We start from the raw sequence: 12558 nt of genomic DNA, 5'->3' as shown, positions 1-12558 counted from the left end.
GCCTCGGTGGTAGCGACGGAATCCGGCTCCGGAAAACGAGCGGACGGATGATCCTACGCCGCGACCCCCGGGCCGCGCTGCTCCGGAACGTACAAAATTCGAAGGCCGCCCACCGCGGAGCGGTGGGCGGCCTTCGGTATGAACATGGGGTGGTGGAGATGCCGGGAATCGAACCCGGGTCCAGTGGAGTTAATTCAGGGCTTCTCCGAGCGCAGTCCGCTGTGCTTTTCTCGGCCCTGGCAGTCACACGGACAAGCCGCCAACAGGCCCAGCTGCTGTTTGATTTCCCATCCACCCTCGCAGCCCGGGCGGACGGTTGAGTTCCCTAGATTATGCCAGGGTCCGGGTCGGGAACTCCCCGGTCTGACACCCAAGCGCTATCGGTGCTTAATTAGGCAGCGAGAGCGAACTGCTGGGAATCGCGCTTAGAGTTGGCGATTATTTTTTTGCGACACGTGGTTTACGAGATCATTGCCGCGTTCCTCGGCTCGCTTCCCCTGTTTCAACATCCCCTGTCGAAACCGATCATCCCCATGTTTTTTTGAGAAACAGCTCGGACGATGACCGTCCGTGTTGCTTGCGCCATAGTACGCGAGGCGACGGGCGAGGGTCCAGCGGATTAACCCTGGCGTCCCAACCCTGGCGTCCTAACCCTGGCGTCGCCGGGCGGCCGCCACGGCGCGGGCCGTCTCGCGGGTGTCCTGCTTCTCGCGCAGCGTCTGGCGCTTGTCGTACAGCTTCTTGCCGACGGCGAGCGCGAGCTCCAGCTTGACCCTGCCGTCCTTGAAGTACAGCGAGAGCGGGATCAGGGTGTGGCCCGCGTCGCGGACCTTGGTCTCGATCTTGCGGATCTCCAGCTTGTGCAGCAGCAGCTTGCGCTTGCGCCGGGCCGCGTGGTTGGTCCACGTCCCCTGGGTGTACTCGGGGATGAAGACGTTGTCGATCCAGGCCTCGTGGTTCTGGATGTAGGCGTAGCCGTCGACGAGGTTGGCCCGCCCCTCGCGCAGCGACTTGACCTCGGTGCCGGTGAGCACGAGGCCGCACTCGTAGGTGTCGAGGATCATGTACTCGTGTCGCGCCTTCTTGTTCTGCGCGATCAGCTTGTGTCCGGTTTCCTTTGCCATAACGCGGTCATTCTCGCACTTCGGGGCCGGATCGGGCAGCTGCTTTAGGCGCGGGTGCCGAGCCCCGCGAGGACGCGCAGGGCGAGCGCGTCGGCGTCCTCGCCGGTGGTCGCCGGGACGTCGGGGGCGAGGCCGGTGCCGTCCGGGGAGCGGCCGGCCGGGGTGAAGTAGCGGCCGACGGTCATCTCCAGCACCGCGCCGTCGGCGAGCCGGCTGGGCTGCTGCACGGTGCCCTTGCCGAAGGTCCGTGTGCCCACCACCACGGCGCGGCTGCGGTCCTGCAGGGCGCCGGCGAGCAGTTCGGCGGCGCTCATCGTGCCGCCGTCCACCAGCACCACCAGCGGGGTGCGCTGGTCGCCGCCGCGCGGGGCGGTCAACTCCCGGGTCTCGCCGCGCTCCTGGTAGGAGCCGACCGGGCCGCCGTCCAGGAAGATCCCGGCGGTGTCGGCCGCCTCGTCGACCAACCCGCCGGAGTTGCCGCGCAGATCGAGCACCACGCCGGTGTGCGGGGCCCGCAGCGCGGCGCGCACCCGATCGGCCACGCCGCTGGTGAAGGCCCGTACGGTGATCCGCAGGACGCCTTTGTCCAGACGCTCCGCGGCGACCTGCTCGCTGTCCAGCAGCGCGCGCCGCAGCCGCAGTTCGCGCACCGCGCCCTCGCCGCGCCGGACCTCCAGGGTGACCTCGGAGCCGGCCCTGCGCTCGTCGCCCCGGCCGCGCAGCCGCGCGACCACCTCGGTGACCGGCAGGTGGTCGGCCTGGTCCGGGCCGACGCTCAGCAGCCGGTCGCCGGGCGCGATCCCGGCCGCGGCGGCCGGGCCGTCGGGCGCGACCTGGGAGACCTCGGTGACGCCGTCCTCGCCGCGGCCGACCGAGAGGCCGACGCCCAGGTACCGGCCGTCCAGGCCCTGGCTGAACTCGGCGTACTCCCGCGCGCTGTAGTACGCGCCCCAGCGGTCGCCGTTGGCCCCGAGCAGGTGCTCGGCCTGCTGCTCGGACAGCGCGGTGCCGGCCGGGTCCGCCGGGAGCCCGCCGCCCGCGGCCCGGACGGCGTCGGCGGACGGGCGGGGCGGCAGGCCGCTCGGGTCGCCCCAGGCTCCGGTGGCGGCACCGACCAGCAGGACGGCGCCGAACACCAGGCTGAGGGCGGCCACCTGATGTGCCCTGCGCGGAGTTTGCAGCATGGCATCGGAGTGTAGACACCGCGTCGCGCGCGACGGGCCGGAACGAGGGAGCGCGGAACGGCGGCGGCCCCGGACGGCGCAGTGCCGTCCGGGGCCGCCGAGGCGTCCGGGGATCAGACCTTGAGGTACTTGCGCAGCGTGAAGAACGCCGCCACACCGGCCATGCCCATACCCACCACGATCAGCAGCGGTATCACCGCGAGCACCGAGCCGAGGCCGATGAAGTGGATGAACTGCACCCGGTCGGCCAGCCAGTTCTGGACGAAGAAGTGCCCGCCGATCAGCAGTCCGGAGGCCATCGCCGCGCCGAGCAGCGCGGAGAACGCGGCCTCGGCGATGAAGGGCATCTGGACGTAGAAGTTGGAGGCACCGACCAGGCGCATGATGCCGGTTTCGCGCCGCCTGCTGTACGCCGACACCCGGACGGTGTTGACGATCAGCAGGAGGGCGACGAAGAGCATCAGCACCATGATCACGAAGGCCGCCGTCTGCAGGCCGTTGAGCAGGCCGAACAGGTTCTCCAGGATCTTCCGCTGGTCCTCGACCGACTTCACGCCGGGTTTGCCGGCGAAGGCGCTCTGGATCACGTCGTACTTGGTCGGGTCGTTCAGCTTGACCCGCCAGGACTGCGGCATGGCGTCCGGGCCCAGGACGGGGATGAGCGGGTTCTCCGGGTTCATCTCCTTCCAGTGCTTGTACGCGTCGGGGGAGCTCTCGTAGGTGGAGGTCTGGACGACCGAGGTCATCTTGTCCAGCTGGTCCTTGATGTCCTGGACCTGCTGGTCGGTGGCCGCGCCCTTGTCGCACTGGGGCGAGTTGCGGGCGTCCGCCTTGGTACAGAAGTAGATGCTCACCTCGACCTTGTCGTACCAGTACCCCTTCATGGAGTTCACCTGGTCGCGGACCAGGAGCGAGGAACCGGCGAGGGCGAGGGAGAGCGCGACACTGACGACGACCGCGATGGTCATCGTCAGGTTGCGTCGGAGACCCACACCGATCTCCGACAGGACGAACTGGGCACGCATGCGGGAAACAACTCCAGGGTCGGTACTGCTCCGGGTCGGGCGATTCGGGCCGGCGGCCCTACGGGGTCAGCGCTGGGGGGTCAGTGCTGGTATCCGTAGACGCCGCGAGCCTGGTCGCGGACGAGCAGCCCCTTGTCGAGCTCGATGACGCGCTTGCGCATCTGGTCGACGATCGCCTGGTCGTGGGTGGCCATCAGCACCGTGGTGCCGGTGCGGTTGATGCGGTCGAGCAGCTTCATGATGCCGACCGAGTTCTGCGGGTCGAGGTTGCCGGTGGGCTCGTCCGCGATCAGCAGCATCGGACGGTTCACGAAGGCGCGGGCGATCGCCACGCGCTGCTGCTCACCACCGGACAGCTCGCCCGGCATGCGGTCCTCCTTGCCGCCCAGGCCGACCAGCTCCAGCACCTCGGGCACCACCTTGTTGATGGCGCTCTTGGGCTTGCCGATCACCTCGAGGGCGAAGGCGACGTTCTGCGCGACCGTCTTGTTGGGGAGCAGACGGAAGTCCTGGAAGACGGTGCCCAGCTGGCGGCGCATGTGCGGCACCTTCCAGTTGGACAGCTTGCCGAGGTCCTTGCCCAGCACGTGCACCGCGCCCGTACTGGGACGCTCCTCGCGCAGGCACAGGCGCAGGAAGGTGGACTTGCCCGAGCCGGACGAACCGACCAGGAAGACGAACTCACCCTTCTCGATCTCCAGCGAGACGTTGTCCAGGGCGGGACGGTTCTGCTTGGGATAGGTCTTGGAGACGTTGTCGAATCTGATCACGGCTGCATCACGGAGGCCATCCTAGGCGGCACCAGTCCTCGGTCGATCCGCCCCGGTCGCCCGGTCCGGGGGCGGGCGAAAGGAGCGCAGAGGGCCGCTCCCGGTCTGGGACCATACGCGAACCGGCAGCCGGCCCGCAGGGGCAGCCCGTGACAGCGCCCGGAAGCCGGGAGACAATGTCCGGTTATGCCCCGAATTATGCGAGGCATGTCACAGCCCGGAAGCCGGAACCGCCGGAACCTGGCAGAGTGGGAGACGGCGACCGCGTTCGGCCGCTCCCCCGTACAGGGCAAGAAGTGGAACCAAAGCCCCGTCCGGTGCGTTGGCTGTAGCAGCGAGGAGGAGATCGCATGACCTGCGACCATCTGGTGTGCGCCAACTGCAACGGCCGCGTCAGCGACGGGCGGTGCCCGGTGTGCCGCGCCAACCGGGCCCGGCTGCAGGAGCAGCAGGGGCCGTTCGCCGCGCTCTCCCCCGCCGTGCTGCTGGCCCTCCTGGCCGGGCTGCTCGCGGTGGCACTGATCGCCCGGCAGGCACTGGCCTGAGTCTTTCCGGACGTACCAACCGGACGTACGAAGGGCCCCGACCGCTACGGTCGGGGCCCTTCGTACGTCTTGCTCTGCTGTTCGGCGCTGGTCTTACTCGGCGCTGGTCTCGCGCTGCTTGCGCCAGCGGATCCCGGCCTCGATGAAGCCGTCGATGTCGCCGTCCAGCACGGCCTGCGGGTTGCCGGCCTCGTACGCGGTCCGGACGTCCTTGACCATCTGGTACGGGTGCAGGACGTAGGAGCGCATCTGGTTGCCCCAGGAGCTGCCGCTGTCCTTGAGCGCGTCCATCGCCGCCTTCTCCTCCTGGCGGCGCCGCTCCAGCAGCTTGGCCTGGAGGACGTTCATCGCGGACGCCTTGTTCTGGATCTGGCTGCGCTCGTTCTGGCAGGAGACCACGATGCCGGTCGGGAGGTGCGTGATGCGCACCGCCGAGTCGGTGGTGTTGACGCCCTGGCCGCCGGGGCCGGAGGCGCGGTAGACGTCCACGCGCAGCTCGCCCTCGTCGATGTCGACGTGGTCGGACTGCTCGACGACCGGGAGGACCTCGACACCGGCGAAGGAGGTCTGCCGGCGACCCTGGTTGTCGAACGGCGAGATGCGGACCAGGCGGTGGGTGCCCTGCTCGACCGAGAGGGTGCCGTAGGCGTAGGGCGCCTTCACGGTGAAGGTCGCGGACTTGATGCCGGCCTCTTCGGCGTACGAGGTGTCGTACACCTCGGTCTGGTACCCGTGCCGCTCGGCCCAGCGCAGGTACATGCGCATCAGCTGCTCGGCGAAGTCGGCGGCGTCCACGCCACCGGCCTCGGCACGGATGTTGATCAGCGCCTCGCGGGCGTCGTACTCGCCGGACAGGAGGGTGCGGACCTCCAGCTCCTCGACGGCCTTCTGGAGGGAGACCAGCTCGGCCTCGGCCTCGACACGGGTGTCCGCGTCGTCCTCGGCCTCGGCCAGCTCGAACAGCACACCCAGATCGTCGATGCGGCTGCGCAGGCCCTCGACCCGGCGCAGTTCACCCTGGAGGAAGGAGAGCCGGCTGGTCACCTTCTGCGCATTCGCGACGTCGTCCCACAGGGTGGGGGCGGCTGCCTCCTCCTCCAGGACCGCGATGTCGGCCCGGATCTTGTCCAGGTCGAGGACGGCCTCGATCGACCCCATGGTCGTATCGAGGTTCTTGAGCTCTTCGGAAGGATCGACGGCTGCCACGCCCCCAGGGTAATGGTTCCGGGGGTGGTCATGACGACACCCCCGTTTCCCACCGGGGCTACGGCGCCCGCGGGGCGGTGCCGTGCACGGCCGGACGGGCCGGGTGGCCGCGGTCCGGGGCGGTGGCCGCGAAGGCCGTCCAGGCCGCGGCGGCGCCCGCCAGCAGCAGCACGGTGGCCAGCAGGACGGCCAGCAGCCGGCGGCGGCGCAGCAGGGCCTGGCGGTCCCGGCGGTGGCCCGGGGCGGTGCGCTGGGCGCGGGACTCGGCGGCGTACGCGGCCAGTTCCTCGGCGGACGGGCGACGCAGGCTGGTGTGGGTGTCCCGGGTGGAGTCCGGGGCGACGCCGGGCACCAGCGGGACGGCCGGGCCGCGACGGCGCTTGTGGAGGCCGGGGCCGGCGTCGACCTCGGCGTAGACCGCCTCGCCGGGGGTCAGCTGCTCCTCGGCCGGGGCGCGACCCTGGGTGGGCACGGCGAGCACCGGCAGACCGGCCAGCGACGGCAGCTGCTCGCGCAGCCGGGCGGCCAGCTCGGCGGCGCGCAGCCGGGAGGCGGGTGCCTTGGCCAGGCACTCGGAGATGATCCGCCACAGCCCGTCCGGCAGGCCGGGGATCGGCGGCACCTGCTCGGTGACGTGCCGGCGCAGCACCGCGCCGGTGTGGCCGCCGCCGAACGGGGTGGAGCCGGCCAGCAGCTCGTACAGGACGGTGGCGAGGGCGTAGATGTCGACGGCGGCGCGCGGCTCCAGGCCCTCGATGATCTCGGGGGCGAGGTAGTCGGGGGTGCCGATGATCCGGGTGGCCCGGGTGCGGCGCGGGGCGTCGACCAGGCGGGCCACCCCGAAGTCGGTCAGCTTGGCGCGCGGGGCACCGCCGGGGCCGGGGGCGGCGGCGAGGTCGAGCAGGACGTTCTCCGGCTTGACGTCGCGATGGACGATCCCGGCCGCGTGCGCGGCGGCCAGGCCGTCGGCGACGTCCGCGATGATCGAGGCGGCGGTCTGCGGCGGCAGCGCGCCGTCCCGCTCCAGCCGGGAGCGCAGGTCGGTGCCCTGGACCAGCTCCATCACCAGGGCGAGGTCGCTGCCGTCCACGACCATGTCGCGCACGCCGACCACCCGGGGGTGGTCGAGGCTGGTCAGCGCGGTGCGCTCCTGGACGAAGCGGCCGACCAGCACCTGGTCGGAGGCGAGGTCCTCGCGCAGCAGCTTGACCGCCACCGGGCCGTCGGGCCCCTCACCGAGCCAGACAGTCCCGGCCGAACCCCGGCCGATCACCTGGTGGACGGTGTACCGGCTGCCGATCTTGCGTGCCAATGCTGCTCCGTGGGCGGCGCGGGAGCGCTCCGGGGGGTCCGGTGCGCTCGGTGGGGCGGGACAACAGCGACCAACCTACGCGCCCGGCGGCCCCGCGGGGCCGCCTGAGGGGTCCGGAGCGGGAGTCTCGGCCGAGAAATCTCGTCAATTGTCGACAAAGCGTCAATCTCGCTGTCCGGAGCCGGTCCAGAGTCCGGACCGGAGTCCGGACCGGCCCGATCCGGGGCGTGACGGCGCTACTTGCCGAAGACGCTGTTCACCCAGTCCCGCGCCGAGTCGTACCAGCCCACGACGTTGTCCCAGTAGTGCGGCAGCGGCGTGAAGTTCCACAGCGCCACCGCGGCCACGGCCAGCACCAGCAGCACCATCAGGCAGCCCTTGAGGCAGCCGAGCCCCGGGATGTACATCCGGTTGCGGCTGCGCGGGCGCCGCTCGCGGGCCGGCGCGGGCTCGCGGCGGGCGGACTCGCGCGGCGGCTCCTCGCGGCGCGGCGGGGCCTCCCGGTACTGCGGCGCGGGCGGCTCGGCCCGGCGCGGCACCGGGGTGGGCGCGGGCGGCGGCGGGTAGCCGCCCTGCGACCGGCCGTGCCCGGCCGGGGCCTGCCGGTAGCCGCCGGGCGGCTGCGGACGGCCGCCGGGCCGACCGCCCTGGGGACCGCGGCCGCCCTGACCGCCCTGCCCTCCCGGTCCGGCCTGGTAGGGCGGCGGGGCCACCGGCGGGCGCTGCGCGTACCCGGGCGGCGGCGGGGCCTGCTGGTAGCCGGGGCGTCCGCCCGGGGCGCCCTGCCCGGCCTGCCCGCCGTAGGGCGGCTGTCCGGCCTGGTAGGGCGGCGGAGCGACCTGCGGCTCGCCGTACTCCTCGTAGTCCTCCGGGCCGAAGTAGCCGACCTGGGTCTGCTGGTTGCGGTCCCGCGCCGCGCGCAGCTGGGTCTGCCACGGGTGCGGCGCCTCCTCCTTCGGCCCGGGGGGCGCGGTGGGCGGGGGCGGCGGCACGGCGGTGGGCGGCATCACCTGGGTGCGGTCCGGGGTGCCGTACGGGGGCGCGGGCGGCGGCTGGGTGCCCATCACCCGGGTCGCCGCGGCCGGGTCGTACTGCCCGCCCGGGGCCGTCGGGGGCAGCACCTGGGTGCGGTCCTCGGTCCCGGCCGCCCCCGGGCCGGTGGCCGAGACGCCGCCGGGGACCGCGGTGGGCCGCGGGTCGGGCTGCAGCAGGGCGGCGACCGCCAGCGCCTCGTCCACCGCCGCCGGGGAGGCGTGCACGCCGACGCCGGCCGCGACCACCCGCAGGGCGCGGGCCAGCGCGGTGGCGCCGGGCCGCTGGGCCGGGTCCTTGCGCAGGCAGCGCTCGATCACCGTCCAGAGCGGCTCGGGCATGGTGCTGGGCCGCTGCGGCTCCTGCGCCAGATGGGCCTGGAGGACGGCGAGCGCGCTATCGCCCTGGAACGGCTGGCGGCCGGTGACCAGCTCGTACAGCATGATCCCGGCGCCGTACACGTCCACCGCGGAGGTCTGCGGGCGGCCCTCGGCGGACTCCGGCGCGACGTACGCGGGGGTGCCGACGAACTCGTGGGTGCGGGTGACGCCCGGGGAGTCGGCGAGGCGGGCGATGCCGAAGTCGGTGAGCAGCGGGTGCATCCGCTCGGTGCCGTCCACCACGGTGGAGGCGAGCAGGACGTTGGCCGGCTTGAGGTCGCGGTGGACGATCCCGTCCGCGTGGCTGGCCGCCAGCGCGTCCGCCACCTGGGCCATCAGCAGGGCGCCCGCGATCGGGCTGAACGGGCCGTTGGCGCGCAGGTAGCGGGCCAGGTCGGGGCCCTCCACCAGATCCATCACCAGGGCCAGCAGCTCGCCCTCGACGACCAGGTCACGGACCCGGACGATGTTGGGGTGGGTCAGCCGCAGCAGCAGCGAGCGCTCGCGCAGGAAGCGCATCACGACGTCCGGGTCGGCGGCCAGCTCCTCGCGCAGCACCTTGATCGCGACCCGCTGCCCGGGCTCGCTGCCCGGCACCTGGACGTCCTCGCGCACCACGCCGCGCCAGACGGTGCCGGTCGCACCCCGTCCGAGGGTCTCATCCAGCAGATACTTGCTGCCGACTGGCCGCACCTGTCGCACTCCTCGCCGTGCCGCCCGCGCGGGGCGCTCCTCCGCCGGTGCGGTGAGCCTGCCGGGCCCGTGTCTGCGGCCACTCTAACGGTGTCCGTTCGGGTTTTTGAGGTGACCGGCAGGCCATCCGAGGAGGGTTGGGGGACATCCCCTAGGGGAGTACCCGGAGTGGGTCGGCGGCCTGCTCAGGGGGCCCTGAGGGCGGTGGTTGACCTGACTCACCGTCGCCTCCACCATGGCGATGATCGCAAGATCGTCAAATCCGGTACCGTGCGCGGACCGTCCGTGCCGGATGGCAGGATGGACACTCGCCACTCGTGTGGCCCAAAGGGGTCGCCGCGGCCGCCCGGTGCGTCCACGACGGCGCCGGGGTACCAGGCTTCACCTCAGCAGAAGGGACCCGCGGGCGAGATGCAGATCCGGCTGACCGTCCTCCGACCGCGCAGCGGCCCGGCCGCCGCCGGCTCCGCCATCCCCTACGTGGACGTGCTGGTCACCGCGCCCGTCGGCACCGCGCTCGGCGCCATCGCGGGCGCCCTCGCGGGCGCCGTGGGCGTGCGCGGACCGCGGGCCGCCACCCATGTGCACCTGTACGCCGGCGCGCACCGGGTGGACGAGCACACCCTGCTCGGCCACCCCCCGCTGCTCGACGGAGCCGTCCTCAGCCTCAACGAGCCCGACCCGACCGCCGACGACCCCGACGACACCCCCGCCGTCGCCGAACTGCGCGTGGTCGGTGGGCCGGACGCCGGCGGCGTGCACCGGCTGCACGGCCGGGAGATCCGGATCGGCCGCTCCGGCGAGGCCGACGTCCCGCTCGACGACCCGGACGTCTCCCGGCTGCACCTCGCCCTGCACCTCGCCGAGGACGGCCGGGTCTCCGCCCGCGACCTCGGCTCCACCAACGGCACCACCCTGGACGGCCGGCTCGTCCCGCCCAGCCCGCCCGAGGCCGCCGTCCCGCTGGAGCCCGGCGCCCTCCTGCGGATCGGCGAGTCGACCCTGCAGGTGACCGCCCCCCACCCGGCCGACACCGCCGGGGCCGCCCGCACCGCCCTGCCCGACGGCCACGGCCACCTCCGGCTCGCCGCGCCCGGCCCGGCCCGGCCCGCGCCGCCGGTGGTCGAGCCGCCCGCCGCCCCCGAGCCCGCCCCGGGCCGCGGCCGCGGCCTGTTCTCCCTGCTGCCCGGCCGAACCGCCGAACCGCCCGGCCAGGAAAGCGCCGAACGCCACCACGCCGCCGTACGGCTGCGCCAGACCGCCGCCCAGCGCGAACGCTGGCCCGACCTCGCCGCCCTGCTGCTCAGCGCCGTCGGCCCCGGCCCCCGGCTGTGGGAGCGCGGCCCCGGCCACCCCGACGCGCTCACCCTGCGCCTGGGCACCGCCGACCGCCCCGGCGGCCCCGGCACCACGCCCGGCACCACCCTGTCCGCCGTCCCGGTCACCCTCGACCTGCAGACCGCCGGCAGTCTCGGCCTCTGCGGCCCGCGCGAGCGTCTGGACGCGCTCACCCGCGCCGTCGTCGCCCAGCTCGCCGCACTGCACCCGCCGACCGGCCTGAGCCTCGCCGTGGTCGACGCCGACCCCACCCGCACCCCCGAAGAACGCGCCGACACCTGGGCCTGGGCCCTGTGGCTGCCCCACCTGCGCCCCGCCGACGGCCAGGACTGCCGCCTGCTGCTCGGCCTCGACGACGAACAGGCCACCGCCCGGCTGACCGAACTCACCACCCGGCTCAGCGGCCCCAGCGGCCTCGGCGGCCACCCCGCCACCGTGGTCGTGGTGGACGGCCGCCCGGCCACCGAGACCGCCCGGCAGGCACTCGACCTGCTGCTGCGCCAGGGCCCGGCCGTCGGCATCTTCCCGATCTGCCTCGCCGAACAGCCCGAGCTGCTCCCCCGGGGCCTCGGCGCCACCGCCCTGATCACCGGCGAGGTCGGCACCCAGCTCTCGCTCGACCGCCCGGTCGCCCGCGGCCGCGAAACCCTGCACGAGATCTCGCTGGACGCCGTTTCCGACGCCTGGGCCGAGCGACTGGCCCGCCTCCTCGCCCCGCTGCGCGAAGCCGCCCCGGCCGCCCGCGGCCCGCTGCCCGACGCGCTGCGCCTGCTCGACCTGCTGCAGCTCGACACCGTCACCCCGGCCAAGCTGTCCGCCCGCTGGGCCGCGCACGCCGGCGGCATCGGCGCCGCCACCGCACTGCTCGGCACCACCCGGGACGAACTGTGCACCCTCGACCTGGCCGACCCCGAGCTCGCCCTCCCCTCCCCCGACCCCGGCGGCCCGCACCTGCTGATCGGCGGCGCCCACGGCTCCGGCAAGACCGAGCTGCTGCGCACCCTGGTCGCCTCGCTCGCCGTCTCCGAACGCCCCGAACGGCTGGCCGTCACCATCATCGAGGGCCGGGCCTCCGAGGACGGCCTGGACGGCTGCACCGAGCTGCCGCACGTCACCGGCCTGGTCAACGCCGCCGACGACCCGCGCGCCGGGCTGCTCGCGGCCGAGGCCCTGGAGGACGAACTCGCCCTGCGGGAGCGGCTGTTCGACGGGCTGGACTTCGCCTCCTGGCACGCCGCGCGCATCCTGGACGACCGCCACGGCCTGGACGACCGGTCGCAGGCCGTGAACCACCCGCAGGTGCCGGTGCCCGCCACCGTCGGAGCCGCGTCCGCCTCGACGCCCCGGATCATCGCGCCGCGCAGCGCGGAGGGCCCCCGGCCCGGCGCCGCCCCCGCCGCGCCCGTCCCCGCGACGCCCGTCCCCGCCCGCCTGGTCGTCGTCGTGGACGACTACGACGCCCTGCTCTCCCCCACCTCCCCGGCCGGTCGGCCGCTCGCCCGGGCGCTCGCCGACATCGCCCGCCGCGGCGGCCCGCTCGGCATCCACCTCGCCGTCGCCACCGGCAGCCCGGAGGAGAGCGCCGGCACCGAGGTGGACGAGGCCGCGTTGCTGCGGATCGCCCTGCGCACCGACGACCCCGCCGACTCCGACCTGCTGATCCACCTCGGCGACGCGGCCGCCCTCCCCGAGGACACCCCCGGCCGCGGCTACCTGCGACTGCCGGACGGCGGCGTCACCGCCTTCCAGACCGCCCGGATCAGCGGCCGCATCCCGCGCACCGCCACCCTGCGCCCGACCGTGGTCGCGATAGACCCGCTCCAGCTCGGCGCCCCGCCCGCCCGCCGCCCGGTCCGCGAACTCGGCAACGGCCCCACCGACCTCGCCCTCCTCGCCAGCGCCCTCCAGCGCGCCGCCGCCCGGCGCTGACCCGCGGCGAGGGCACCTCG

The 12558-nt window shown here is 73.7% G+C and carries 9 protein-coding genes and 1 other RNA gene; 2 read left to right on the top strand and 8 right to left on the bottom strand.

Annotated elements, in window-relative coordinates:
• Positions 1-150: 150 nt before the first annotated feature.
• From ssrA to ftsE, 5 genes are all read right to left on the bottom strand, one after another.
• Positions 151-533: a transfer-messenger RNA gene (gene ssrA / locus ACZ52J_RS19785) on the bottom strand.
• A 114-nt stretch (positions 534-647) separates the two neighbouring features.
• Positions 648-1124 carry an SsrA-binding protein SmpB gene (smpB, locus tag ACZ52J_RS19780; RefSeq protein ID WP_350521768.1) on the bottom strand — a complete coding sequence of 159 codons (477 nt, stop codon included), beginning with the start codon at positions 1122-1124 and terminating at the stop codon, positions 648-650.
• 44 nt (positions 1125-1168) lie between these two features.
• Complete coding sequence (locus tag ACZ52J_RS19775; RefSeq protein WP_465620340.1) at positions 1169-2308, bottom strand: S41 family peptidase; 1140 nt, start codon at positions 2306-2308, stop codon at positions 1169-1171.
• A 113-nt stretch (positions 2309-2421) separates the two neighbouring features.
• On the bottom strand, positions 2422-3333 hold the full coding sequence (gene ftsX / locus ACZ52J_RS19770) for a permease-like cell division protein FtsX (protein ID WP_360496768.1): 912 nt from the start codon (positions 3331-3333) through the stop codon (positions 2422-2424).
• Between the two features lie 80 nt (positions 3334-3413).
• Positions 3414-4103: a cell division ATP-binding protein FtsE gene (gene ftsE / locus ACZ52J_RS19765; RefSeq protein ID WP_030059730.1), complete on the bottom strand. Its 690-nt coding sequence runs from the start codon at positions 4101-4103 to the stop codon at positions 3414-3416.
• A 350-nt stretch (positions 4104-4453) separates the two neighbouring features.
• On the opposite strand from ftsE, the gene ACZ52J_RS19760 reads away from it, so the two are divergent.
• A complete protein-coding gene (locus tag ACZ52J_RS19760; RefSeq protein ID WP_465620338.1) occupies positions 4454-4648 on the top strand; it encodes a hypothetical protein in 195 nt (64 codons plus the stop codon).
• A gap of 93 nt (positions 4649-4741) precedes the next feature.
• Here ACZ52J_RS19760 and prfB read toward each other — a convergent pair whose 3' ends face one another.
• The 3 genes from prfB to ACZ52J_RS19745 all read right to left on the bottom strand — a co-directional run bounded on the left by prfB (position 4742) and on the right by ACZ52J_RS19745 (position 9271).
• On the bottom strand, positions 4742-5854 hold the full coding sequence (prfB, locus tag ACZ52J_RS19755) for a peptide chain release factor 2 (RefSeq protein WP_360496762.1): 1113 nt from the start codon (positions 5852-5854) through the stop codon (positions 4742-4744).
• Positions 5855-5912: 58 nt separating this feature from the next.
• On the bottom strand, positions 5913-7166 hold the full coding sequence (locus ACZ52J_RS19750; RefSeq protein WP_360496759.1) for a serine/threonine-protein kinase: 1254 nt from the start codon (positions 7164-7166) through the stop codon (positions 5913-5915).
• Positions 7167-7402: 236 nt separating this feature from the next.
• The gene (locus tag ACZ52J_RS19745; RefSeq protein WP_465620335.1) at positions 7403-9271 is read right to left on the bottom strand and encodes a serine/threonine-protein kinase; all 1869 of its coding nucleotides are present in this window, start codon (positions 9269-9271) and stop codon (positions 7403-7405) included.
• 411 nt (positions 9272-9682) lie between these two features.
• Here ACZ52J_RS19745 and ACZ52J_RS19740 point away from each other — a divergent pair, with 411 nt between their 5' ends.
• Positions 9683-12538: an FtsK/SpoIIIE domain-containing protein gene (locus tag ACZ52J_RS19740; protein ID WP_465620334.1), complete on the top strand. Its 2856-nt coding sequence runs from the start codon at positions 9683-9685 to the stop codon at positions 12536-12538.
• Positions 12539-12558: the final 20 nt, after the last annotated feature.

Source organism: Kitasatospora sp. NPDC034035 (genome assembly GCF_055575755.1).
Note: the sequence above shows the minus strand (reverse complement) of the source record. Positions and strands in the feature narration are given on the sequence as shown.

Excerpts from the sequence above, each read along its gene's own strand:
- smpB (WP_350521768.1), bottom strand. The coding sequence starts at position 1,124 with ATGGCAAAGGAAACCGGACACAAGCTGATCGCGCAGAACAAGAAGGCG.
- ACZ52J_RS19775 (WP_465620340.1), bottom strand. The coding sequence starts at position 2,308 with ATGCTGCAAACTCCGCGCAGGGCACATCAGGTGGCCGCCCTCAGCCTG.
- ftsX (WP_360496768.1), bottom strand. The coding sequence starts at position 3,333 with ATGCGTGCCCAGTTCGTCCTGTCGGAGATCGGTGTGGGTCTCCGACGC.
- ACZ52J_RS19760 (WP_465620338.1), top strand. The coding sequence starts at position 4,454 with ATGACCTGCGACCATCTGGTGTGCGCCAACTGCAACGGCCGCGTCAGC.
- ACZ52J_RS19740 (WP_465620334.1), top strand. The coding sequence starts at position 9,683 with ATGCAGATCCGGCTGACCGTCCTCCGACCGCGCAGCGGCCCGGCCGCC.